Consider the following 24136-nt stretch of genomic DNA (forward strand, 5'->3'; position numbering starts at 1 on the left):
TTCAGATCTCCGTCCCGAACTGGGTGGAGAAGCGGACGTCGCCCTCCACGATGTCGTGCATGTCCGCGATCGAGTGGCGCAGCATGAGCGTGCGCTCGATGCCCATGCCGAACGCGAAGCCCGTGTACTCGTCCGGGTCCACTCCCGCGGCACGCAGCACGTTCGGGTTGACCATGCCGCAGCCACCCCATTCGATCCAGCCCGCGCCACCCTTCTTCTGCGGGAACCACAGGTCCATCTCGGCGGACGGCTCCGTGAACGGGAAGAACGCCGGGCGCAGGCGGGTCTTCGCCTCAGGCCCGAACATCGCCCTCGCGAACGCGTCCAGCGTGCCCACGAGGTTCGCCATGGTCAGGCCCTTGTCGACAGCGAGACCCTCGACCTGGTGGAACACCGGCGTGTGCGTCTGGTCCAGTGCGTCCGTGCGGAAAGTCCGGCCGGGGCACGCGATGTACAGGGGCACGCCGCGCTCCAGCAGGGAGCGTGCCTGGACCGGCGAGGTGTGCGTACGCAGCACGAGGTTCGAGTCGCGGTCGCCGTTCCCGGCGACGTAGAACGTGTCCTGCATCTGGCGCGCGGGGTGGTCCGGGCCGAAGTTCAGCGCGTCGAAGTTGAACCACTCGGCCTCGACCTCCGGGCCATCGGCGATCTCCCAGCCGAGGCCTACGAAGAAGTCGGCGATGCGCTCCTGGACCAGCTCGATCGGGTGGCGGGCGCCCGTCGTCGTGCGCTGGACAGGGAGGGTGACGTCGACCGTCTCCTCCAGCAGCACGTGCGCGTCACGCTCGGCCTCGAGCTCCGTCTGGCGGGCGGCGATCGCCTGGTTGATCCGACCGCGCCGCGGGCCCACGAGCTTGCCGGCCTTCGCCTTGTCGGGGCCGGGCAGCGCACCGATCCCCCGGTTGGCGAGGGCCAGGGAGCTGCGGTCCCCCGTGTGCTGGGTGCGGACAGCCTTCAGCGCGTCGAGGTCGCCGGCCTTCGCGATGTCGTCGAGGGCGGCCTTGACCGCGGCGTCGAGTGCCGCCTCGTCGAGCGGATCGATGGGTGCCTTCTCATCGGGCGTGGACATGCTTGCCTTCCTGGCGGATTCGGGAGCCGGGCCGGTCCCCACCGAGGGACCCGTTCCGGCATCTGAAGTCTAGGTGCCCGCCAGGGCTCAGGACGCGTTGTCCACAGGGCAGCTCAGTGCCCGCGCGCAGCGCTCGCCGCACGGCCCGTAGCGGGCCGCATAAATCGGCGGGTCAATGGCTGCATGACGCCATCATTCCATGTCGGGGCGAGGGCGACAACGTCGATTCCGTCGCCAAACGCGGCCGCGCTTGGCACACTTTTTCGGCATGTCAGTGGTTCGGCGTAGGGTGCTACACATGTTCGAAGAAGTTCGGACAGCCATGTCTCCACGGCTGGGGCAGCCCTGGTCCCGGCCGTGGAGACGGCTCTCGCCGTTCAGCCCTCGAGGTCCCAGGTCTGCACGATCTCGTACCGCGAACCGCCCTGGGGGCCCTCCCCCGGGTATGACTCGACCAGCGCGAACGAGTCCGCGGTCCAGTCAGGTCCGGCATACACGGACAGCGCCCGAGCGGCAGGCTCCAGCGCCGACCGTGGCTCGCCACCGGCGCGCTTGCCCCACCGGTCCCGTCCGCGCGGCGGCCTCACCTGACCCGCGCGCGCGTAGGCGACGGTCAGGTGGGCGCGGTGCGGCTTGACGTCCTCGGGCACCTCGCGAGGCGAGGCCGCCAGGCAGTCGGTCGCCAGACCCTTCAGCGCGTCCGTCCCGCCGTCGACGCCGATCCACAGCACACGAGCACCGAACGACCCGGCGCCGCGCAGCCGCATGTCGATGGGCCCGTGCTTGCGCGCGACATCGGACAGCTCGTCCCGCAGCTCGGGGATCGTGCCCTCGGGGAGGTCCGCGTAGAACGCGAGCGTGATGTGCAGACTCTCCCTGGGGACCCACCGTGGAGAGGCCGGTACGCCGTCGATCGCGAGCCCGAGATGGTTCAGGACATTCTTGGGCGGGATGACCGCTGTGAACAACCGCACCGTTCGATCCTATGCGTGCACGAGCCCGCTCGAACACAGCATTTCCCGGCGGGCAAACCGCTAGGTCCACCACCTGCGCGACCACAGCGCCGCGAGTACCGCACCAACGGTGTTGACCAGCGCGTCGTCGACGGAAGCCACACGACCCCGAACGTCATCCGCGGCGCCGGTGCGCCACAGCCCAGCCGACCACCGCCGCCGCGAGCACGAACGCCACCTGGCCACCGAGCACTATTCGGTTCACGTTGACGGCCGGAACCCAGCGCACGCCCCGCTCATCCACGACGAACGCTCCGGCCGGCTCAGCCATGCGTCCGAAACCGACGCCGCCACCGCCGCCGTCGGCCGGTACGTCCGGCTCGGCTCCGGCGCCTAGCTCGGCCCGGTCAGCGGGGCCCTCTGGTGCGGCCGGGCCGGCGCCGAGCTCCGGGCCACCCGCTCCCGCACCCCCGCTGGACCACACCCGCGCAGCCGGGACAACGAGCACGCCGTCGCGTTCGATCGTTTCGCCGTACACGTGCCGCACGCCGAACGACTCGGCGACAGCCTCACTGATACGGCCCAGGTCTGGTATGTGCCTCATCCGTCCACCGTAGGTGACGAATGCTCCGCGATCACGGCGACGCGGGCGAGGACAGCCGCGGAGCGCCGGCAGGCGAGATGGGAGCCGCCCTCGCGCGGGGATCAAATGTCAGGCGCATGACAGTCAGGCACTTGACAGACGTCCTCCTGAGCGCGCATCGTTGTTGTCAAGCACCTGACAGACAGGTGCCTGACAATCAAGGAGAACCGTGAGCTACACCGACCAGAACGACACAGACCAGAACGGACCGAACGAGAGCGAGCCCCACATGAACGAGACCGACAAGAACGAGACCGAGGCCGACGACCCACGCCAGGAGGCGATGCACCGGCTGTCCACCGTCGGCATGCTGCAGCTGCACCAGCTCAGGCGCGCGAAGCGGACGGGACGCGGAGCCCCATGGCTGGACCCGAGCCAGGGACAGGGCCGGGTGCTGGCCCTGCTGCAGCTGAAGCCCGAGACCACCCAGAAGGACCTCACGTTCCTGCTGGGCATGTCCCGCCAGGCGACAGCCGAGCTGCTGTCCAAGCTGGAGAAGCAAGGGCTGATCGAGCGCGAGCCGTCGGCCGGCGACAAGCGTGTGGTCGTCGTCCGTCTCACCGAAGCGGGCAAGGCAGCTGAGCAGGCCACCGAGCGCCCACCCCACGGGACGCCGGAGCTGCTGGACGTCCTCGACGACGAAGAGGTGGCGCAGCTGTCCGGGTACCTGGGCAGGGTCCTCGAACGCGCCGAGCAGGAGTGGGCCGACGAGTTCGGTGAGCGTCGCGAGGCGTTCGAGGAGTTCTGGCGGTCCCGCGGCGGGTTCGACCCGCGTGTGCGCCCCGGGTTCGGCCGTGGCGGGTTCCCCGGCGAGTTCGGCGGACCTGGCGGTTTCGGCGGACCTGGCGGTTTCGGCGGACCTGGCGGTTTCGGCGGCGGCCCTTGGTTCGGCGGCCCCGGCGGACACCCCGGTCCGCACGGCCGGCGCGGCCGCCGCGGCCGGCGAGACGACCAGGGCGAGGAGTGACGGCGAGTGCGCCGGCACTCAGCCGCGGCCAGCGCGTTCAGCGCTGGGCGCGGCTGCTCGCGTACAGGCAGACCGTCGCCGCCGTCGCCAGGTTGAGCGACTCCGCCCTGCCGCGGATCGGCACCCGCACGACGGCGTCGGCCAGAGCGCGGTCCTCCTCGGGCAGACCCCAGGCCTCGTTGCCGAACACCCAGGCGGTCGGCCCGGCGAGGTCCGGGGAGCTACCGGTCCCCGCGTCGTCCAGGAGGTCGTCCAGGTCGAGCGGTCCCGCGCCGTCCGCGGCCAGGACGTGGCAACCCGCAGCGCGGAGCTCCGCCAGCGCGGCCTCGAGCGAGAGGCCCGCGACGACCGGCAGGTGGAACAGCGATCCGGCGGTCGAGCGCACGACCTTCGGGTTGTGCACGTCGACACTCTCCCCGGCGAGGACCACCAGGTCGGCACCCGCGGCGTCGGCGGCGCGAATCACCGTGCCGGCGTTCCCGGGGTCGCGAACCGTTGCGAGCACGGCGACGAGCAGCGGCCGTCCGGCGCGCTCCGGGTCCCGCGCGTCCAGCGCCTCGCGCAGCGACGGCGCGCCGGACCGCACGACGGCGAGCACGCCCTGCGCGTCGGGGCTCATCGCGTCGAGCACCTCGGGGGCACCGATGTGCAGGAACAGCCCGGCCGCCCGCGCGGCGTCGGCTATCTCGGAATACCGCGACGCGGCCGTCGGTGTCAGGTACACGTCACGGACCGACGATGCCGCGTGCCGCACGGCCTCCCGGACGCCCTGGGGTCCTTCCACCAGATACAGCCCGTGCCGGGAGCGCGCCGAACGCCCGGCCAGTGCCCGCACCTGCTTGACGCGGTCGGCTCGCGGATTCGCGAGCGTCACATCAAGTGGTGCCTCCGAGGAGTGCACTGTCCGGGCGTCCGGTGAACTGCTCAACCTCAGGCAGCGGCCGGGGCGTTGACATCCGCCGGCAGCGCGTCCTTGGCGACCTGGACGAGGGCGTTGAACGCCGCCACGTCGTTGACCGCGAGCTCGGCGAGCATGCGGCGGTCGACCTCGACACCAGCGGCCTTGAGGCCCTGGATGAGGCGGTTGTAGGTCAGACCCTGCGCGCGGGACGCAGCGTTGATGCGCTGGATCCACAGCTTGCGGAAGTCGCCCTTGCGCGCCTTCCGGTCACGGTAGGCGTAGACGAGCGAGTGGGTGACCTGCTCCTTCGCCTTCCGGTAGAGGCGCGAGCGCTGGCCGCGGTAACCGGCGGCGCGCTCGAGGGTTGTACGGCGCTTCTTCTGGGCATTTACTGCCCGCTTCACGCGTGCCACGTGAGACTCCTTGTACTTCGGGGCTTAAAAGGGTTCCTGGCGACGCCCGTCGGGCGTCACCACAAAGGTCACTTACCGAGCAGCTTCTTGACCTTCTTGACGTCGGCCGGTGCGACGACCTGGTCCATGGCCAGACGACGCGTGCGACGGCTGGACTTGTGCTCGAGGTAGTGGCGGGCGTTGGTCTGCTCGCGCATGACCTTGCCGCTACCGGTGACCTTGAACCGCTTCTTCGAGCCGGAGTGCGTCTTGTTCTTCGGCATGACTGCCGTCTCTCCTCATGTCGGTCGACCGTTGCTGGAACGGCGACGTTTACCTGGGCCGGTGGGCCGGCCCGGTGTCCTAGTGGTCTTGGGGACCGTGGCCTCAGCCGGCCTTGCGCGGTGCACGCGGCTTGGGGGCCACGGGCTTCGGCGCCGGCTTGGGGGCCGGTACGGGCTTCGGAGCCGCCTTGGCGGCGGGCTTCGCTGCCGGCTTGGAGACAGTCTTGGCCGCGGGCTTGGTGGCCGGCTTCGGCGCTGCCGGGGCAGGCGTCTCGACGGCGGGCTCGGGCTCAGGCTCGACGACGGACTCGGGCTCGACGACGGGCTCAGGCTCCGCGGCGGGCTCGGGCTCGACGACCGGCTCGGGCTCGGTCTCCGCAACAGGCTCCTCGACCGGCTCGGCAGCGGGCGCCGCGACGGGCTCCTCGACCGAGGTCTCGATCGTCTCGTCGACCTGGTCCTCGACCAGCTCCGAGCCCTCGGGCTCGTCGGCGGCGCGGGCCTGGGCCTTGGCCTCCGACTTGGTCATCCGGCCTGCGTTCACCTCGGCCGCGCGCTTGCGCTGCTCGACCTTGGCGTCCGCCTTCTTCTTGACCGGCCCGAGGACCATCGTCATGTTGCGGCCGTCCTGCTTCGGCATCGACTCGACGAAGCCGAGGTCCGAGACGTCCTCCGCGAGGCGCTCCAGCAGGCGACGGCCCATCTCCGGGCGCGACTGCTCGCGGCCACGGAACATGATCATGACCTTGACCTTGTCACCGGCCGAGAGGAAGCGAACGACGTGGCCCTTCTTGGTGCCGTAGTCGTGCGGATCGATCTTGAGCCGGAAACGGATCTCCTTGAGGACCGTGTTCGCCTGGTTGCGCCGGGCCTCTCGCGCCTTCATGTCGGACTCGTACTTGAACTTGCCGAAGTCCATGAGCTTGGCGACGGGCGGGCGGGCGTCCGGTGCGACCTCGACGAGGTCGAGGTCTGCGTCCTGGGCGAGCTTCAGGGCGACCGCCGTGGCAACCACGCCGACCTGCTCCCCGCCAGGACCGATGAGTCGGACCTCGGGGACACGGATCCGGTCGTTGATGCGAGGCTCGGTGATGGTGATGCTCCTAAGAAGTCGTTGGTGGACCACCAGGAACGGGAAATGGCCCCCGCCCTGAACACAGGTGGAGGCCATCGCACGGAAAGGACAACACGGAACAACCGTGCCGTCCGACCGGGACCCGGACACTGTCGGCGCCTTGTCGGGCGCTCTGTCGTGACTCGGGTGGGATGGGATCCACTTGGTGCACCCGGCTTCGTAGCGTCTACTACGGTGCCGGGTTGGTCGCAGAACAGATTAGCACGGCGCGGTCCGCAGCCCCAGTCCAGGGAATGTGATGTCGCCCGACAACTGGAATGATTCCAGTTTAGCGGCTACGCTCCTGGTCATGACGTCGACCGCACCCGCCACCGCGACCCCCGAGGACATCCTCCGTGGCGCCGGCCTGCGCGTGACCGCCCCCCGTGTGGCAGCCCTGCACGCGGTGGGCGAGAGCCAGCACGCCACGGCCGACGACGTACTGAGCTCGGTCCGCGCGGAGCTCGGCACCGTGTCCGTGCAGGCGGTGTACGACGTCCTGCACGCGCTGACCGACGCCGGCCTCCTGCGCCGCATCGAGCCCGCCGGCCACCCCGCGCGCTACGAGCGCCGCACCGGCGACAACCACCACCACGTCGTCTGCCGCGCCTGCGGCACCATCGGCGACGTGGACTGCACGGTCGGCCACGCGCCCTGCCTCACCCCGAGCGACGACCACGGGTTCGTGGTCGAGACCGCCGAGGTCACCTACTGGGGCCTGTGTCTCGACTGCCGCACCTGAGGCCCCGCAGCCCCGCCGAGGCCTCGCCCGCAGGCGCCGCCGCGCAGACTTTCTGACCAGCTGAACCCCGCAAGAACCCCCGCAAGCAGCCGAAAAGGAAGGCACGTCTGAGATGACTACTCCCTACACCACCACGCAGACCGGAACGCCGGTCGTCAGCGATGCGCACTCACTGACCGTCGGCGCCGACGGCGCCACGGTGCTCCACGACCGCTACCTGGTCGAGAAGCTTGCGCAGTTCAACCGCGAGCGCATCCCGGAGCGGATCGTGCATGCCAAGGGCGGCGGCGCCTTCGGCGAGTGGGAGATCACCGGTGACGTGTCGCAGTACACGCGTGCCGCGGCGTTCCAGCCCGGCGCCAAGGGCGAGGTGGCGCTGCGCTTCTCGTCGGTCGCCGGCGAGATGGGCTCGCCCGACACCTGGCGTGACGTGCGCGGTTTCGCCCTGCGCTTCTACACGAGCGAGGGCAACCTCGACATCGTCGGCAACAACACCCCGGTGTTCTTCATCCGCGACGCGATCAAGTTCCCGGACTTCATCCACTCGCAGAAGCGCCTGCCGTGGTCGGGTCTGCGCGACGCCGACATGCAGTGGGACTTCTGGACCCTTTCGCCGGAGTCGGCCCACCAGGTCACCTACCTCATGGGCGACCGCGGCCTCCCGGCCTCGTGGCGTGAGCTGAACGGTTACGGCTCGCACACCTACATGTGGACCAACGCCGCCGGCGAGAAGTTCTGGGTGAAGTACCACTTCATCTCCCGCCAGGGTGTCAAGTTCCTCGACAACGACGAGGCCGCGAAGATCGCCGGGCAGGACGCGGACTACTACCGCCGCGACCTGTACGAGGCGATCGAGCGCGGCGACAGCCCGACGTGGGACATCAAGGTTCAGGTCATGCCGTACGACGACGCGAAGACCTACCGCTTCAACCCGTTCGACCTGACCAAGGTCTGGCCGCACGCGGACTACCCGCTGATCCACTTCGGCCACTTCACGCTGAACCGCAACCCGAAGAACCACTTCGCGGAGATCGAGCAGATCGCGCTGTCCCCGGCCAACCAGGTCCCGGGCACCGACATCTCGCCCGACAAGATGCTGATGGCCCGCGTGTTCTCCTACCCGGACGCCCAGCGCTACCGCGTGGGCACCAACTACCAGTCGGTCCCGGTGAACCAGCCGCACGCCGCCGAGGTGCACAACTACTCGCAAGACGGCTCGCAGCGGCACACCTTCAACGAGGTCGGCACCCCGAACTACGCGCCGAACTCGTTCGGCGGCCCCGTCGCCGACCCGGCCCGTGGGGCCGACGGCTCCTGGGAGTCGGACGGCACGCTGGTCCGCTCCGCCGCCACGCTGCACAGCGAGGACAGCGACTTCGGCCAGCCCGGCACCCTCTACCGCGAGGTCTACGACGACGGCGCCAAGGCCCGTCTGCTGGAGACCCTGACCGGCCAGGGCCAGGCCATCACGGTCGACGAGATCCGTGAGCGCTTCTTCCAGTACTGGACGAACGTCGACGAGGAGCTGGGCGCCAAGCTCCGCGCCGCGGTCGCGGCCTGATCCACTCCGCAACGGCCGAGGCCGGGCTCCCACCCTGGGAGCCCGGCCTCCACCGTTCTCACGCGGGACCCACCAGCAGCTCCACCTGGGCGAGCCCGCCCGGCTCGCCGAGCTCCAGCCGGAGCCCGGTCAGCGGCGCGGGCTCGTCCAGCACGAACGGCCGGAGCTGGCCCGGCCAGGGCCACTTCTCGCCGGAGCGCTCGTCCAGCACATGTCCGTCGTCGGTGACCAGGCGCCACGCCGACGGCGGCGCGACGCCGGCCACCGCCGACGTCAGCGTGTACGCGCGCAGCACGGCACCCCGCGGAGTCTCGCCGGCGGGACGCCACTCGAGTGTCCCGGCCACCTCGGCCGGCGTCGTCAGGTCGCCGTCCGTCAGCCGCGGCAGGGGCCCTTCGGCGTCGCGCCAGCCGCCGTCGGCCCGCTGCCACGGCCGGGCGGGCGCCGCCCCGGAACGAGAACCAGAACCCGAACCATGCCCGGACTCCATCCCAGGCCCGTCGCCCGACGTCGGCACGCCCCAGCTCGTCGGCGTCCCCGACAGGGCGAACCGCAGCGTCGCTCCACCGACGAGGTCGCCGTGGTCCACCGACGGTGCGGTGACCTCCCGGGTGACGCCGACCGCGTCGGACACGTCGAGGCCCGCCACGTACCAGTGGTCCGCCGCGCCCGGTGCGTCGACCACGAGGTCGCCGTCGGGGCGGTGCACCACCGCGCGCTCGAAGAGCGGCGTGGTCACCGCCCAGCGCGGTGACCCGATCTCCAGCGGGTACAGGCCGAGGGCCGAGAGGACGTACCAGGCCGACATCTCCCCGTTGTCCTCGTCGCCGTGGTAGCCCTGCCCGATCTCGCTGCCCGTCCACAGCCGCGCCAGGATCTCGCGCACCGTCTCCTGCGTGCGGTCCGGCCGCCCGGCGAACAGCCACGCGTACGGGATGTGGTGCGACACCTGGTTCGACTGCCCGAGCTGGCCCAGGCGCACGTCGCGGGCCTCGACCATCTCGTGGATCACGGACCCGTAGGACCCGGGCCGGTCCGCTCGCTCCGGGGTGGCGAAGAACCGGTCCAGCAGCCGCGCGAGCCCGGCGGGACCGCCGTGCAGCGCGGCAAGGCCCGCGCCGTCGTGCACCGGGTGGAAGAGGAAGTTCCAGGCGTCGGACTCGGTGTAGTCGCCGCCCCACTCCCCCGGATCGAACCGGCCGGAGCCGAACGACCCGTCCCGGCCGCGCCCCCGGAAGAAGCCCGTCCCAGCGTCGAAGAGGTGCACGTACCCGAGCGCGCTCTGCCGCAGGTAGGCGGCATCGTCGCGCAGCGCGCGCCGACGGTGCTCGGGAGTGCCGGGCGCGTCGGCGAGCGCCTCCGCCATGCGCGCCAGCCCCGCGTCGTTGATGTAGCCCTCGAGGCTCCAGGACACAGACTCGTCGACGGAGCGCGGCACCCAGCCGTGGATGAGCGCGAAGTCCTGGCCCTTGCGGCCCACGCCGGACCGGGTAGGCAGGGCCGTCGCGTTGCGCAGCCCCGCGTCGTAGGTGGCGAGCGGGTCGGGCAGGGCGACACCGCGCAGGTACAGGTCGGCGAAGGCGACGTCGGACGACGTGCCCGTCATCAGGTCGGCGTAGCCCGGCGACGACCACCGGGCCACCCAGCCGCCCTCGCGGTACTGCTGCACGAACCCGTCCGCCAGCCGTGCCGCGACCTGCGGGTACAGCAGCGCGTAGGCCGGCCAGCAGGTGCGGTAGGTGTCCCAGAACCCGTGGTTCACGAACATCTCGCCGGGTACGGCGGGCGCTCCGTCGAGCACCGGCGACGCGTGGACGGGCTCGCCGTCGGCCCCGAGCTCCGTGTAGGAGGACGGGTACAGGTTCAGGCGGTAGAGGTTGGAGTACAGCGTGACCTCCTGCTCCTCAGTCGCACCCTGGACGTCGAGCACGCCGAGGCGCTCCTCCCACTGCGCGCGGGCGCGGTCGGCGACCTCGTCGAAGGAGCCGGCCACCTCCCGCTCCAGGGCGCACCAGGCGAGGTCCTCGCTGATGTACGACGTCGCCACGCGCACCTCGGCCGTACGGCCTGCCTCGGCGCCGGACCCGGCCTCGGAACCGTCCGCGGGCCCGGGGTCCAGCGCAACGGTCGCGTAGGTGGCGTGGTCCCGGCCGCGGGCCCGGCCCGTGCGCAGGACGGGCCGCGAGATCCGGCCCACCACGTACATGCGGCTGCGGCCCACCGACAGCGGGCTGCCGTGGTCGCTCCAGCCGGTGAGCGTGCCGTCCGCGTGCACCGTGACCGCCACGGGCGGGCCCTCCGCGCCGGCGTCGCTCACGGCGTCGAACAGCAGGTGGCCCGTCGTGGACCCGGGCGGGAAGGTGAACCGCAGCACGCCGCCGTGGTCGGACGCCGCGACCGCCACACGGGCGCCGCCGTCCAGGTCGACGGCGTAGAGGTGCGGGCGGGCCGTCTCGGCGTCGTGCGAGAACCCGATGGCGCGGGACGCCAGGGCAGCGGAGGGGACCTCGTCCTCGCCGGAGCCGCCCGGCCGCGCGGGGACCAGGTGGAACGCGAGCTGGTCGCGGTCTCCCATCCATGGGCTCGGCTCGTGCGAGATGCCGACGCCCTGCAGGCGCGGCCGGTTGTCCGGACCGTTGTGCGCTGCCCACGAGTACAGCCAGCGCTCCGACGACGCGTCGGTCAGCGGAACCCACATCGTGAAGCCGTTCGGCACCGCCGCCGAGGGGACCGTGTTCCCGCGGGAGTACGCCCCCGACGAGTGGGTACCCCGCCGGGTGTCGACGAGGTCCGTGCGGCCCGTGATCGTGCGCTCGCGCCGCGGCCCGACTGACACGGAATCGAGCCACACCTCGCTGCGTCCGCCGTCCGGCGGGGCGGTCACGACGGCGGCCGCACGTACGCGGCGGCCCGGGGCCTCCTCGGCCAGCGGGCCAAGATCCACCCGGACCAGGTTCCAGTGGTCGGGCACCAGGATCCGCGCGTCCCCCTGCCCGTCGGCGGTCGCGGGCATCCCGTGCTGGTCCCTCAGCGCCCGCCCGGACGTGGTGTGCGAGAGCCACGTCCCGTCGTCGAGCAGCAGGTCGATCGCCACGTAGGTCGAGCGGTAGGTGAGCTCGCGGTCGAGCACCGGCAGGAGGATGTAGCGCAGCTCCGTGCCCGCCCTGACCGGCACGTCCAGCCCGTCGAGGACCACCGTGCGGCGCGAGCCACGGTGTCGCACCCGCCGCGCGCGCTCGCGCGTCAGCCCGACGCCGGGCCGGCCCGCCGGAACGTGCGCGGGCCCCCTCACGTGGCGCCTCCCGGGACCCGGCCAGTGCTGCCCAGCACGAAGCGCAGGGTGCGGACCTCGAACGGGCTCAGCTCCACCGCGACGCCGCCGTCCGCCGTCTCGTCCACCGCACCGGCCTTGACGTCGTCCTCGATCAGGCTCACGGTGCGAACGCCGGCCACCGGCGCCGCCACGGTGACGGTGCCCGACGCGCGGCGTCCCAGCGCCTCGTAGACCCGCACCACGAGGTCGCCGGAGCGGTCGTCGGCGAGCTTGACCGCGGACAGCGTCACGCCTCCCGCCACACTGACCAGGGGCTCGACGCCGGCACGGCCGCGCAGCTCGCGCGGGCGCGCGCCGAACGTCGCGCCAGCCTCGGTCGCCACCGCGGCGTCGGCGCCGACCACCAGGCCGTACCGGTGAGTCTGGATGCCCTGGTCGGTCTCCGGGTCGGGGAACCGCGGGGCCCGCAGCAGCGACAGCCGCACCGTGGTGGTCACCTCGGGCGCTCCCTCCGACGGCGCCACGCCGCCGTCGGACACCTCGCGGGTCACGTCGTACCCGTAGGACGAGTCGTTGACCAGGGCGACGCCGAAGCCCGGCTCCTCGGCGAGCAGCCACCTGTGCATGGACGCCTCGAACTTGGCGGCCTCCCAGCTGGTGTTGGTGTGCGTGACCCGCTTGTGGAAGCCGAACTGCGTCTCGGCGGCGATGTGCTCGGCGCGCACGTCGAGCGGGAAGGCGACCTTGAGAAACTTCTCGGCCTCGTGCCAGTCGGTCTCCAGGGTGACCTCGAGGGTCCGGCTGCCCGGCGCGAGCGTGATCGCCTGGTCGACGCCGGAGGCCGAGAACTGCCGGTGCACCGTCACCACGGCCACGCCGTCGTCCACACCTCCGGTGACCTTCTCGGCGTCGCGCAGGTCGGTCACCGAGTTCCGGTAGAACCGGTCCACGTCCCAGGCGTCCCACTGGTTGGGGAAGTCCTGATGCAGCTGCAGCACGTTGGCCTCACGACCGGGCGCCACCGCGTCGCGGCCGGTGGCCAGGTCGATAGCAGACGTCACGTGGCCCGCGGCGTCCAGCGTGACCCGGACGAGGTCGTTCGCCAGGACGAATCCGCCGTCGGGCAGCTCCGTCAGGGTGCTCGGGGCCGCGGCCGGGGGCGAGGCCGGCCCCACGCCGAGTGCGGGGACCCCCGCCTGGGCGAACACGGCCGGGTTGGCCCGCAGGGCCGTGTCGCCCTCCCCCACCAGCGTCCGCAGGGAGCGCTCGATGATCTCCTGCGCGCCCGCGGTGATCGCCGCGTGCTGCGCGACGGCCTCGCGATGCACCCAGGCGATGGACGTGCCGGGCAGGATGTCGTGGAACTGAAGCAGCAGGACCTGCTGCCACAGGGCGTCGAGCTCGTCGTACGGGTAGGCCGCCCCGGTACGGGCAGACGCCGTGGCGGCCCACGCCTCCGCCTCGACCAGGAGCTGCTCGTTGCGGCGGTTGCCCTGCTTCGTCCTGTGCTGCGAGGTCAGGGTGGCCCGGTGCAGCTCCAGGTAGAGCTCGCCCACCCAGACAGCGCTGTCAGCCGAGCCGGAAGCGGTCAGCTCCCCGCGAGCGCGCTCGAAAAAGGCGTCCGGATGCTCCCAGCGGACCTTCGCGCTGCCCTCGAGGTCGGCCATCCGGCGGGCCTTGCCGGTCATCTCCCGGGTGGTGCCGCCGCCGCCGTCGCCCCACCCGACGGGCGCAATCGAGCCCGTGGCGCGGCGCGCCTCGCGGAACTGGCGCGTCGCCCTGGCGACCTCCTCGCCCGAGAGCTGCGAGTTGTAGGTGTCCATGGGCGGGAAGTGGGTCAGGACGCGCGAGCCGTCGATGCCCTCCCACCAGAACGTGTGGTGCGGGAACTTGTTGACCTGGTTCCAGGAGATCTTCTGCGTGAAGAACCAGTCGAACCCGGCGCGGCGCACCAGCTGCGGCAAGGCCGGCGAGTAGCCGAACGAGTCCGGCAGCCACACGCCGTGCGAGCGCAGGCCGAACTCCCTCTCGAAGAACCGCTGCCCCTGCGAGAGCTGGCGCGTGAGCGCCTCGCCCGAGGGCATCACGGTGTCGGACTCGACCCACATCCCGCCCAGCGGCAGGAACCGGCCGGCCGCGACGGCGTCCTTGATCCGGGCCCACACCTCGGGCCGGTGCTCCTTGACCCACGCGTACTGCTGCGCGGACGACATCCCGTACACGAAGTCGTCGGTGCGGTCGATGAGGTCCGCCATCGACGATGTGGTGCGGGCGACCTTGCGGATCGTCTCGCGCACCGGCCACAGCCAGGCGGAGTCGATGTGCGCGTGCCCGACGGCGGAGATCTCGTGGGCGCTCGGCTCCGCCGGGCTGGCGAGCACGTCCGCGAGCGCGGCCCGGGCTGCGGGGGCGGTCTCGGGGATGCGCTGCAGGTCGAGCACGTCGAGGGCGTCGTCGAGGGCTTGCAGGATGCGCATCCGGCGGGGGCCGGTGGGCAGCTCGGCCTGCAGCTCGAGCAGCACCTCGATGTCGAGAGCGAGGTCGTGCACCTCGGCCTCGAAGATCGCGAGGTCCATGCGCCGGGTCGTGTACAGGGGGCGCTGGGACGAGGTGGCGGTGTCACCCTCCTGGGTCGGCAGGAAGGGGTGGTAGTCGAGAAGAACGGGGTTCGACGCCGCTTCCAGGAGCAGCTCGACCTGCTCGCCGCCGGTCGCGGCGTCGGACAACGGGACGTGCTGGTTGCGGGGGTTGATCGACTTCACCGGGCTGCCGTCCGGCCGGTACACCAGCGCCTCGCACTGGAAGCCAGGCATGTTCACGTCGAAGCCCAGGTCCACGACGGCCTCGACGGTCCGGCCCGCCCAATCGGCGGGGACAGTGCCCGCCAGCCGGAACCAGGTGGTGCCCCACGCGCGGCCCCACGGCGTGCCGACCTCGTAGGGTTCCATCGGGAGGGTCAGGCCCTCCTGCGGGGGAACCGGCTCCCCCGGCAGGACGTGCCACTCGACGTCGAACGGTACGGACGTCCCGTGCACCGCGGGCCAGATCCGCTCGGTCAGCACCCGCTTCGCGCGCCCGGTGGTCAGTGTGATGTCGTCATGCATCGAATGGCCTCCCCTGTTTCACCGTTGAACGCAAGGCAGGCTACCTGCCCGGGCCAGATGTTCACCCGCACCCCTGCCGGGATGGAAGGATGGTGCCCATGAGCACCACCGATGAGACTCCCACCGGCATCGATGCTCCGGTAGGCGCCGATCAGGCCACGCGCGACATCGCCGAGGTAGCGGCCGTCGAGGTCATCACGACCGCCGCCGTGCACCTCATGAGCGCGGCCGCCGTGAAGTGCGGCCTGGCCGAGGGTCCCGACGCCGAGGAGCACAAGGACCTCGACGAGGCCCGCAAGCTGATCACGGCGCTGGCGGCGCTGGTCGTCGCGAGCGCTCCCGACATCGGCAACCAGCACGCCCGCTCGCTGCGGGACGGCCTGCGCAGCCTCCAGCTCGCGTTCCGGGAGGCGTCGGTGATCCCCGACGAGCCGGGCGAGGGGCCGGGCGAGAAGTACACGGGGTCCGTCGTCTGATGACCGAGGCTCCCGTCGTGGCGGCGCCAGGGCCCGTGCGGGCACCGGTGCGTCGTGGTTCACGCGTGCTCGCCGTCGTGCTGGTCGCGACGATCGCCGTCGGCGCGTACCTCTGGCTCACCACCGTGCGCTGGCAGCGCAGCTCCGCCGAGTGGGAGGAGAAGGCGCACGGTTACGCCGAGGAGGTGGCCTCGCTGCGCATGCAGCTCGACGGCGCCAGCTCGGAGCTGGAGGCCGCCCGGGACCAGCTGTCCACGGCGACGGCGCGAATCAGGGACCTGGCGAACGAGAAGGCCCAGCTGGGTGACGAGAACGTCGCCTCCCAGCAGTACCTCGACTACCAGACGCAGGTCAGCGCGGCCGCGGCCACCGTGGCCTCAGCGCTCGGGCAGTGCGTGTCGGGCCAGGAGCAGCTCGTCGGCTACCTCAAGGAGGCCGACCAGTACGAGGCTGCTGACCTGCGCCGGTACGAGCAGCAGGTCGGCTCGCTGTGTGCCGACGCCGAGCAGGCCAACGACGCGCTGCAGCGGGAGCTGCGCCCGTGAGGCTGACTGCACGTTCGTTCGCGGGCCGCTCCCTCGTTGCCGGGGCACTCGTCCTGACCGGGTCGCTCGGCGGCTGCGGTGTGCTGCCGCCCCTCCCGGAGCCGGTGCCCAGCGACATCGTGCCTTCCGCGCCGGCGGGCCTGTCCCCCGGGGCCGGAGGCGGCGCCCTGAGCCCCGACGGGTTCGACGCCGTGGAGCGCATGGCGGTCCGGATCCGCAACGTGGGCTGCGAGGAGCTGTCGACGGGGTCCGGCTTCGCCGTCGACGAGCACACCCTGATCACGAACAAGCACGTCGTCGCGGAGTCGGAGGAGCTCGAGGTCAGCACCTACGACGGGCACGACATCACGGTCGGCACCACGTCGACCGCGGATCTCGCGGACCTCGCGGTGGTCCGGACCACCGATCCCCTGCCGTCGTTCCCCGAGCTGGCGAAGGCCGACCCGAAGCCCGGCGACCCCGTCACCGTGGTCGGCTACCCCGCGGGCGGCGAGCTCACCGTGACGCAGGGCGAGGTGATGAGCACGACGCGCGACCCCCTGAACGCGAACCTCGGCGAGGTGCTGCTCACCGACGCTCCCGTCGAGCCCGGCTCCTCGGGGTCGGCGGCGCTGGACGCCAAGGGCCGCGTGATCGGCGTCGTCTACGCCAAGACGGCCGACGACGACAGCCTGCTCGTGCCGCTGTCGACGCTCCAGGACATGCTGGCCGACAACACGGCGTTCACGCCGGCAAAGGGCTGCTGAGCGCTGCGGGTCAGCGCGCTGCGCCGATCCGTAGCTCCAGCGAGTCGACCCGCGCCGAGATCACCTCGGACGCCGCCAGGCGAGCGTTGACCTGGGCCAGGACCGCATCCAGCCCGGCCCGGTCCAGGCCCGGGTCCAGAGCGAGCACCACCGCGACCTCCGCCTTGCGGCCCGGCTCGGCGTGCGCCCGCACGACGTGCTGCACCGGCGCGGCGGCAACCGTCACCTCGGATGCGACCTCCGGGTCGACGGCCAGGCCGTCCTCGTGCGGCACGAGGGCCGGCCGCCAGGGCTGTCCCTGCGCCAGGGCCCAGACGGCGGGCCGCGGGACGAGTGCCGTCGAGGGCCCGGCGGGGTCCACGACGATCAGCGCCCAGTTCTCGTTCACCGCCGACAGGGCCGCGCGCGTCGCCTCGACCGGCACTGGCCGCGCGTCGGCCCGCCAGGCCTGCATGGCCGCCACGGACGTGAAGACCGGCAGCGCGCGGCGGCCGTCCGGCGCCTCCAGCGCCACGACCCCGGAGGACGCCTCCTTGTCGACGGCCAGCCCGTCCGGGTTCTGCTCGACGACGCCGGCCTCGGCCAGGACCGGCACGAGCACTCGGGTCTCGGCCAGCCGTGCGACGACGTCGCGCAGCTGGGTGGTGCCAGTGGTGTAGCCGGTCAGCAGGCGCGTCAGCTCGGGGTCAGCCGAACCGTCGTCGCCCGCGAACTGGCTGGACGGCTGGATCGACTTCACTCTGCGACCTCGTCGCCGACCGGCCCAGCGACCTCGTCGCCGACAAGCCCAGCGACCTCGTCGCCCGGCCGTCCGGAGACGTCGAGCGCCTCCGGGAGCGTGAACGCGCCCGCGTACAGCGCCTTGCCGACCACGGCGCCCTCGATGGTGCCGAGTGCGCGCAGGGCACGCAGGTCGTCGAGCGAGGAGATGCCGCCCGAGGCGACGACGTGCGCGGTGGTGCGCGCGGCGACGTCGGACAGCAGGTCCAGGTTGGGGCCGCGCAGCGTGCCGTCCTTGGTGACGTCCGTGACCACGTAGCGGACGCAGCCCGCCTCGTCGAGGCGCCCGAGCACCTCCCAGAGGTCCCCGCCCTCCTTGGTCCAGCCGCGAGCGGCGAGCGTGGTGCCGCGCACGTCGAGCCCGACGGCCACGCGGTCGCCGTGCTCGCCGATGACCTTGGCCGTCCAGGCCGGGTCCTCGAGCGCGGCGGTGCCCAGGTTGACCCGCCGGGCACCGGTGGCGAGCGCGCGCTCAAGCGACTCGTCATCACGGATGCCGCCGGACAGCTCGACCTGCACGTCCAGCTCACCCACCACACGCGCGAGCAGCTCCGCGTTCGAGCCTCGCCCGAAGGCGGCGTCCAGGTCCACGAGGTGGACCCACTCCGCGCCGCCGGACTGCCAGTCCAGTGCCGCCGTGAGCGGGTCGCCGTACGAGGTCTCCGAGCCGGCCTCGCCCTGGACGAGGCGGACGGCCTGGCCATCGGCGACGTCGACGGCGGGCAGGAGCACGAGTCGGTCGTTCATGTCTCTCCAAGTCTGTCTGTGTATACAAGCCGGGTGCCGGGTTCTCGCCCGGTCAAGTCCCACCGACCTGGCGAGATCCCGGCATCCAGCGGGTGGCCTGCCGAGCGAGCGACGGGCCGGCCGAGCGAGCGGCTAGCCGAGCGAACGCACCCAGTTGTCCAGGAGCTGCGCACCGGCGTCACCCGACTTCTCGGGGTGGAACTGCGTGGCCGCGAGCGGACCGTCCTCCACCGCCGCGACAAAGCGGCCGCCGTGGTCGGCCCAGGTCACCTTCGGGGGCGTGAAGACCCCGACCGCGTTCTCGTCGTGGCCCTTGGTGAACGTCTTGGCGGCGTACGAGTGCACGAAGTAGAAGCGCTCGTCGGCGATCCCGTCGAAGAGGACCGAGCCCTCGGGCACCTCGACGGGCGACCAGCCCATGTGCGGCACGACGTCCGCCTCCAGCCGCTCGACGACGCCGGGCCACTCGCCGATGCCGTCGGTGCGCTCGCCGTGCTCGACCCCCGCCTCGAACATGACCTGCATGCCCACACAGATGCCGAGGACCGGACGGTTGCCGGCGAGCCGCCGGCCCACCACCTCGTGCCCGCGTACTGCCGTCAGCCCCGCCATGCACGCGGCGAACGCGCCGACGCCGGGGACCACGAGGCCGTCGGCATCCTGCGCGGTTGCCCGGTCGGCGGTCAGCGTCACGTCCGCGCCCACCCGCTCGAGGGACCGGACGGCGGAACGGACGTTACCGAAGCCGTAGTCGAGGACGACGACGCGTGCGCCCACGCTCAGACCCCGTCCTTGCTGTCCGGCTCACCCTTGCCCAGGCTCTTCCGGGCCTTGCGCGCGGCGGAGGTCAGCATCCGCACCGCCTTGAACTTGCTGATCGAGGTCGAGCGGACCACGCCCTTGAAGTCTGCGACCGTCGCGGCGCCGGTCAGCAGGTCGACCACGGCCTCGGGGGCGCCGCCCAGGACGAGGCCCGGGGCGAGCTCGTCGCCGCGGACGCCGTCCGCGAACCGGACTGCCGTCATCTGCTCGCCCGTGCGGGTCACCAGGACGAGCGGGACGCCCCGCACGAGCTGCGAGATCGCTGCGGCGGCCTCCTCGGGCGCGGCGCCCGAGAGGTCCCGCAGGACGGCGACCGCGCCGATCGGGGTGGGCACCGCGTCCAGGTCGAGCTGCGCCAGGGAGCTGGCCGCCGCGAGCGGCACCGCGCCGGCGATCTGTGTGATGAGCGCGGCGAACTCGGGCTCGCCGCTGCCGGTCAGGGACGACAGGTCGTCCGGGATCTCGAGGTTCTCGAGGTCGAAGTCGGGCAGGTCGTCGCCGGCCGGCGTGTTGCTGTTGAACCCGTCGTTCTCGGGCCTGGGGCTGTCGGACATGGCTGCTAGAGCGCACCCTTCGTGGACGGGATGCCGTTGACCCGGGGGTCCACGGCGACGGCGGCGCGCAAGGCACGCGCCAGCGCCTTGAACTGAGCTTCGACGATGTGGTGCGGGTCGCGGCCCGCGAGCACCCGCACGTGGAGGCAGATGCCCGCGTGGTGCGCTATCGACTCCAGGACGTGCCGCGTCAGCGACCCCGTGAAGTGACCGCCGATGAGGTGGTACTCCTGCCCCGCGGGCTCGCCCTCGTGCACCAGGTACGGCCGGCCCGACACGTCCACGACCGCCTGGGCGAGCGCCTCGTCGAGCGGCACGAGCGCATCGCCGAACCGCGAGATGCCGGACTTGTCGCCGAGCGCCTGGCGCAGCGCCTCACCGATGCTGATGGCGACGTCCTCCACCGTGTGGTGCACGTCGATGTGGGTGTCGCCGGTCGCCTGCACGGTGAGGTCGATCAGCGAGTGCTTGCCGAGCGCCGTGAGCATGTGGTCGTAGAACGGCACGCTCGTGCTGATCTCGGTGCGGCCGGTGCCGTCGAGGTCGAGCTCGACCAGCACCTTCGACTCGGACGTGGCGCGCTCCACGCGTGCTGTCCTGCTCATGCCTGTTCCTCCAGGACCTCGGTGAGCGCCGCGCGGAACGCGGCCATCTCGGCGGACGTGCCGATCGACACGCGCAGCCAGCCGTCGGGGCCGGTCTCGCGGATCAGGACCCCACGGTCCAGGAGACCCTGCCATACGGCGTGCCGATCGCCGAAGGTACCGAACAGCACGAAGTTGGCGTCGGTCTCCGCGACGTCGAACGGGAGGCCGTCCGGGAGCCGCTGCTCGCGCAGCCAGGCGACCGTCGAGTCGCGCTCGGCGCGCAGCGTGGCCACCTTGGCCATCAGCGACTCGCGGTGGCGCAGCGCGGCGCCGGCCGCGGCCTGCGTGATGGCGCTCAGATGGTACGGCAGGCGCACGATCCGCAGCGCGTCCACGAAGGCGCTCGACGCCACCAGGTAGCCCAGCCGGGCGCCGGCCGCGGCGAACGCCTTGGACATGGTGCGTGTGACGGCCAGGTTCGGGTACTGGGCCAGCAGCGCCACCGCCGACGGCGTACCGGGGCGCCGGAACTCCGCGTACGCCTCGTCGACCACGACGACGGGGTGCGCGCCGTCGATGTCTACGGCGAGCGCGGCCTCGCAGACCGCCTCGATCGTGGCCGTCGGCAGCGCGGTACCGGTCGGGTTGTTGGGGCTGGCCAGCAGGATCACCGACGGGCCGACCCTGCGGATCGTCTCGGCGGCGTAGGCCGGGTCCAGCGTGAAGTCGTCCTCCCGGCGGCCGACGACCCAGCTCGTGTGCGTGTCGCGCGCGTACTCCGGGTACATCGAATAGGTCGGTGCGAACGACAGGGCCGCCCGCCCGGGGCCGCCGAAAGCCTGCAGCACGTGCAGCATGACCTCGTTCGACCCGTTCGCCGCCCAGACGTCCAGGTGCTCCAGGTGGACGCCGGTCTCCATCTCGAGATAGTCCGCCAGGTCCTGGCGCAGGGCCGTGGCTTCGCGGTCCGGGTACCGGTTCATCCCGCGGGCGGCGCGCGCCACCTCCTCTGCGATGGTCGCTACGACGTCCTCGCTGGGCGGGTACGGGTTCTCGTTGACGTTCAGCAGCACCGGGACGTCGAGCTGCGGCGCGCCGTACGGCTTCTCGCCGGCCAGCTCGGGCCGCAGCGGCAGGCGCGCCGAGGCGCTGTCCTTCGCGCTCTGCTGGTCGACGGCGTGGGTCATCACGAGGCCAGTCTACGAACCGTGCGACACCGACCTGGTGCGCGTCCGCCCACCGGGCGAGTGGGCCCGGTCACCGTACGCCCAGCACGAACGGGTACACCGCGGCCGCACCGGCCTGGCGGAGCAGCCGGGCGGCGACCGTGAGGGTCCAGCCGGAGTCGGTGTAGTCGTCCACCAGCAGGACGGACCGGCCCGGGAGCCCGCGGAGCGCGCCGTCGCCGAGCTGCAGCTGCAGGCGGCGGGCAACTCCCGCGAGCCGCATGGCCGAGTTGAGGTCGTGCCGGCCGGGCTCCTCCTGCCCGGCGACCGGGCCGATCGCCCCGATCATCGGGACGCCCAGGTACTTCGCCAGCCCGGTGGCCAGGTGGAACGACAGCTTGGGCCGGGTGATCGAGCGGACCGCCACGACCGCCTCGACGACCAGCGGGCCGGGCTCGGCTTCGCCTGCAGCACCGTCACCGGTCTCGCCGTCGACGGTCTCGCCGTCGATCGCCTCGCCGGAGCCGGCGGCCGGGCGCAGCGCGGACCACTCGTCCAGCACGCGCGCGGCGGCCCGGCGCAGCGGCACGGGCAGCTCGCCGTCGGGCGCGCCAGGGGCGAGCAGGTCGCGCAGCGGACCGGACCAGCCGAGGCCGTCGAGGCGGGCGACGGCCCGCCCCGGCTCGGCCAGCTCGGCGGGCGGGATCTTGCCCTTGAGGTCCAGGCCGATGGATGCCAGGCCGGTGGGCCACATCTTGCGCGACTCGACCTCGACACCCGGCCGGTCCATCTCGGCGCGGGCGGCGGCGACGGCCTCGGCGTCCGGCGGCTCGGGCAGGTCCATGGCACCGCATCGGTCGCAGCGGCCACACTCCCAACCCGGATCGAGGTCCGGGTCGTCGAGCTGCGCCCGCAGGTACGCCATGCGGCAGCCCTGGGTGCCCACGTAGTCGACCATCGCCTGCTGCTCGGCGGCCCGGGTCGCGGCGACCCGCGCGTACCGCTCGGCGTCGTACGACCACTCCTGCCCGGTGGCCTCCCAGCCGCCGCGCACCCGCCGCACCGCGCCGTCGACGTCGAGCACCTTGAGCATGGTCTCCAGGCGGGAGCGGCGCAGGTCCACCTGCGTCTCCAGCACCGCCGTCGACATGGTGCCGCCGCTGCCCAGCGCTTCGAGCGTGGCCCGCACCTGCCCCTCGGCCGGGAACGCCTGCTCGCCGAACCAGTCCCAGATCGCCTTGTCCTCCGCGCCGGGGAGCAGCACCACCAGCGCCTGGTCGACACCACGACCCGCACGACCCACCTGCTGGTAGTACGCGATGGGTGAGGACGGCGCGCCCAGGTGCACCACGAACGCCAGGTCGGGCTTGTCGAAGCCCATCCCCAGCGCGGACGTCGCGACCAGCGCCTTGACGTCGTTGTTCTTGAGGTCGGCCTCGAGCTGCTCGCGCTGCGCCGGCTCGGTCCGGCCGGTGTACGCGGCGACCGCGAGCCCGTAGCCGCGGAGCTGCTCGGCGACCTGCTCCGCTGCCGACACGGTGAGGCAGTAGACGATGCCGGAGCCGTCGATGTCCTGCAGCGCCTCGGCCAGCCACGCGACCCGGGTGGGCTGGTCGCCGAGCTCGAGCACCGCCAGGTGCAGCGACTCGCGGTCGAGGCCGCCGCGGAGCACCAGAACGTCCTCGCTGCCTGCGCCTTCGCCGTGCACGGCGAGCTGCTCGGCCACGTCCTCGGTGACGCGTTCGTTGGCGGTCGCCGTCGTGGCGAGCACCGGGATGCCGGGCGGCAGGTCGGCCAGGAGCGTACGGATGCGCCGGTAGTCGGGGCGGAAGTCGTGGCCCCAGTCGGAGATGCAGTGCGCCTCGTCGATGACGACGAGGCCGGCGTCTGCCGCCAGGCGCGGCAGCACCTCGTCCCGGAAGCCCGGGTTGTTCAGGCGTTCGGGCGAGCACAGCAGCACGTCCACCTCACCGCGGGCGATCGACGCGTGCACCTCGTCCCACTCGGTCATGTTGGCCGAGTTGATGGTCACCGCGCGGATGCCCGCGCGGGAGGCCGCCGCGATCTGGTCGCGCATGAGCGCCAGCAGAGGCGACACGATCACCGTGGGGCCCGCGCCCCGAGCCCGCAGCAGCTTGGTCGCCACGAAGTACACCGCCGACTTGCCCCACCCGGTGCGCTGCACCACGAGCGCCCGACGGTGGAAGGCGGCGAGCGCCTCGATGGCGGTCCACTGGTCGTCGCGCAGCCGCGCGTCGTCGCGGCCCACCAGCTCGCGCAGCGCGGTCTCGGCCTCTTCGCGCAGGGAATTGCCGGGAGTCGCGGCCGGAACCGGCCGGGCGGCCCGTTCCGGTGCCCCGACCGCCTCGTCCTCCTCGACTTCCAGCGCCGGCTTTGATGCGGGCGCCGGGGCAGGGGCCGGGGCCGGCGGCGCGGCGGCTGCCGCTGCGGCCGCCGCCGCAGCGCCGTCGTCCAGCAGGCCGCGCAACATCTGCAGCTTGGCGGCCTGCGCCTCGGGCGTGTTCCGTGCGGACGGCGGCGGCGCCGGCTCGCCGACGTCGGTCAGGAACGCTGCGTCGTCGGGTGGCTCCTCCACGTTGAAGGGCAGATCTGCGAAGGGGTCCTTGGTCACGTCAACGATCCTAGGAGCAGCCACCGACAACGCGAGCGGGTTATCCACAGCCCGCACGTCGGATGCCTAGAATCCGG

The 24136-nt window shown here is 72.3% G+C and carries 22 protein-coding genes; 6 read left to right on the plus strand and 16 right to left on the minus strand.

Annotation, left to right across the window (positions count from 1 at the left end; genetic code table 11):
- Position 1: 1 nt before the first annotated feature.
- From pheS to IE250_RS13280, 3 genes are all read right to left on the minus strand, one after another.
- Positions 2-1069 carry a phenylalanine--tRNA ligase subunit alpha gene (gene pheS / locus IE250_RS13270; protein ID WP_189669788.1) on the minus strand — a complete coding sequence of 356 codons (1068 nt, stop codon included), beginning with the start codon at positions 1067-1069 and terminating at the stop codon, positions 2-4.
- Positions 1070-1446: 377 nt separating this feature from the next.
- Positions 1447-2043, minus strand: coding sequence for an RNA 2',3'-cyclic phosphodiesterase (gene thpR, locus IE250_RS13275; protein ID WP_189669789.1), 597 nt, complete (start codon positions 2041-2043; stop codon positions 1447-1449).
- 154 nt (positions 2044-2197) lie between these two features.
- A complete protein-coding gene (locus tag IE250_RS13280) occupies positions 2198-2626 on the minus strand; it encodes a hypothetical protein (protein WP_229872431.1) in 429 nt (142 codons plus the stop codon).
- 208 nt (positions 2627-2834) lie between these two features.
- Between IE250_RS13280 and IE250_RS24560 the strand changes: the two genes are divergently transcribed.
- Positions 2835-3632 (plus strand): MarR family winged helix-turn-helix transcriptional regulator, encoded by a 798-nt coding sequence (locus IE250_RS24560; protein ID WP_229872432.1) that lies wholly within the window; start codon positions 2835-2837, stop codon positions 3630-3632.
- A 37-nt stretch (positions 3633-3669) separates the two neighbouring features.
- Here IE250_RS24560 and IE250_RS13290 read toward each other — a convergent pair whose 3' ends face one another.
- The 4 genes from IE250_RS13290 to infC all read right to left on the minus strand — a co-directional run bounded on the left by IE250_RS13290 (position 3670) and on the right by infC (position 6380).
- Positions 3670-4506 carry a TrmH family RNA methyltransferase gene (locus IE250_RS13290; protein ID WP_229872433.1) on the minus strand — a complete coding sequence of 279 codons (837 nt, stop codon included), beginning with the start codon at positions 4504-4506 and terminating at the stop codon, positions 3670-3672.
- 56 nt (positions 4507-4562) lie between these two features.
- Positions 4563-4946, minus strand: coding sequence for a 50S ribosomal protein L20 (gene rplT, locus IE250_RS13295; RefSeq protein WP_108490904.1), 384 nt, complete (start codon positions 4944-4946; stop codon positions 4563-4565).
- A 68-nt stretch (positions 4947-5014) separates the two neighbouring features.
- Complete coding sequence (gene rpmI / locus IE250_RS13300) at positions 5015-5209, minus strand: 50S ribosomal protein L35 (protein ID WP_129783196.1); 195 nt, start codon at positions 5207-5209, stop codon at positions 5015-5017.
- 103 nt (positions 5210-5312) lie between these two features.
- Positions 5313-6380, minus strand: coding sequence for a translation initiation factor IF-3 (gene infC / locus IE250_RS13305; RefSeq protein ID WP_189669791.1), 1068 nt, complete (start codon positions 6378-6380; stop codon positions 5313-5315).
- A 253-nt stretch (positions 6381-6633) separates the two neighbouring features.
- Between infC and IE250_RS13310 the strand changes: the two genes are divergently transcribed.
- Complete coding sequence (locus tag IE250_RS13310; protein WP_189669792.1) at positions 6634-7065, plus strand: Fur family transcriptional regulator; 432 nt, start codon at positions 6634-6636, stop codon at positions 7063-7065.
- 112 nt (positions 7066-7177) lie between these two features.
- On the plus strand, positions 7178-8626 hold the full coding sequence (locus tag IE250_RS13315; protein WP_189669793.1) for a catalase: 1449 nt from the start codon (positions 7178-7180) through the stop codon (positions 8624-8626).
- Between the two features lie 58 nt (positions 8627-8684).
- On the opposite strand, the gene IE250_RS13320 is transcribed toward IE250_RS13315, so the two are convergent.
- A complete protein-coding gene (locus IE250_RS13320; RefSeq protein WP_189669794.1) occupies positions 8685-11918 on the minus strand; it encodes a GH92 family glycosyl hydrolase in 3234 nt (1077 codons plus the stop codon).
- Complete coding sequence (locus IE250_RS13325) at positions 11915-15004, minus strand: alpha-mannosidase (protein ID WP_189669795.1); 3090 nt, start codon at positions 15002-15004, stop codon at positions 11915-11917. Before IE250_RS13325 ends, IE250_RS13320 begins: the two co-directional genes overlap by 4 nt.
- A gap of 98 nt (positions 15005-15102) precedes the next feature.
- Here IE250_RS13325 and IE250_RS13330 point away from each other — a divergent pair, with 98 nt between their 5' ends.
- The 3 genes from IE250_RS13330 to IE250_RS13340 are packed head-to-tail and all read left to right on the plus strand — an operon-like array spanning position 15103 to position 16771.
- Positions 15103-15480 (plus strand): DUF1844 domain-containing protein, encoded by a 378-nt coding sequence (locus IE250_RS13330; protein ID WP_189669796.1) that lies wholly within the window; start codon positions 15103-15105, stop codon positions 15478-15480.
- The gene (locus IE250_RS13335) at positions 15480-16025 is read left to right on the plus strand and encodes a hypothetical protein (RefSeq protein ID WP_189669797.1); all 546 of its coding nucleotides are present in this window, start codon (positions 15480-15482) and stop codon (positions 16023-16025) included. Before IE250_RS13330 ends, IE250_RS13335 begins: the two co-directional genes overlap by 1 nt.
- Positions 16022-16771 (plus strand): S1C family serine protease, encoded by a 750-nt coding sequence (locus tag IE250_RS13340; RefSeq protein ID WP_373301682.1) that lies wholly within the window; start codon positions 16022-16024, stop codon positions 16769-16771. The genes IE250_RS13335 and IE250_RS13340 overlap by 4 nt, the downstream gene beginning before the upstream one ends.
- A gap of 10 nt (positions 16772-16781) precedes the next feature.
- Here IE250_RS13340 and IE250_RS13345 read toward each other — a convergent pair whose 3' ends face one another.
- The 7 genes from IE250_RS13345 to IE250_RS13375 all read right to left on the minus strand — a co-directional run bounded on the left by IE250_RS13345 (position 16782) and on the right by IE250_RS13375 (position 24059).
- The gene (locus IE250_RS13345) at positions 16782-17510 is read right to left on the minus strand and encodes an SseB family protein (RefSeq protein ID WP_189669798.1); all 729 of its coding nucleotides are present in this window, start codon (positions 17508-17510) and stop codon (positions 16782-16784) included.
- The gene (gene priA / locus IE250_RS13350) at positions 17507-18298 is read right to left on the minus strand and encodes a bifunctional 1-(5-phosphoribosyl)-5-((5-phosphoribosylamino)methylideneamino)imidazole-4-carboxamide isomerase/phosphoribosylanthranilate isomerase PriA (protein ID WP_229872434.1); all 792 of its coding nucleotides are present in this window, start codon (positions 18296-18298) and stop codon (positions 17507-17509) included. Before priA ends, IE250_RS13345 begins: the two co-directional genes overlap by 4 nt.
- A gap of 132 nt (positions 18299-18430) precedes the next feature.
- Positions 18431-19075 carry an imidazole glycerol phosphate synthase subunit HisH gene (gene hisH / locus IE250_RS13355; RefSeq protein ID WP_189669799.1) on the minus strand — a complete coding sequence of 215 codons (645 nt, stop codon included), beginning with the start codon at positions 19073-19075 and terminating at the stop codon, positions 18431-18433.
- 2 nt (positions 19076-19077) lie between these two features.
- Entirely contained in the window at positions 19078-19674 is a 597-nt protein-coding gene (locus tag IE250_RS13360) for a hypothetical protein (protein WP_189669800.1), read from the minus strand.
- 5 nt (positions 19675-19679) lie between these two features.
- Positions 19680-20279: an imidazoleglycerol-phosphate dehydratase HisB gene (hisB, locus tag IE250_RS13365; RefSeq protein ID WP_189669801.1), complete on the minus strand. Its 600-nt coding sequence runs from the start codon at positions 20277-20279 to the stop codon at positions 19680-19682.
- Positions 20276-21448, minus strand: a complete 1173-nt coding sequence (locus tag IE250_RS13370; RefSeq protein ID WP_189670274.1) for a histidinol-phosphate transaminase — start codon at positions 21446-21448, stop codon at positions 20276-20278. Before IE250_RS13370 ends, hisB begins: the two co-directional genes overlap by 4 nt.
- 70 nt (positions 21449-21518) lie before the next feature.
- Entirely contained in the window at positions 21519-24059 is a 2541-nt protein-coding gene (locus IE250_RS13375; RefSeq protein WP_229872435.1) for a RecQ family ATP-dependent DNA helicase, read from the minus strand.
- Positions 24060-24136: the final 77 nt, after the last annotated feature.

The organism is Promicromonospora soli (genome assembly GCF_014653785.1).
Lineage (GTDB): Bacteria > Actinomycetota > Actinomycetes > Actinomycetales > Cellulomonadaceae > Promicromonospora > Promicromonospora soli.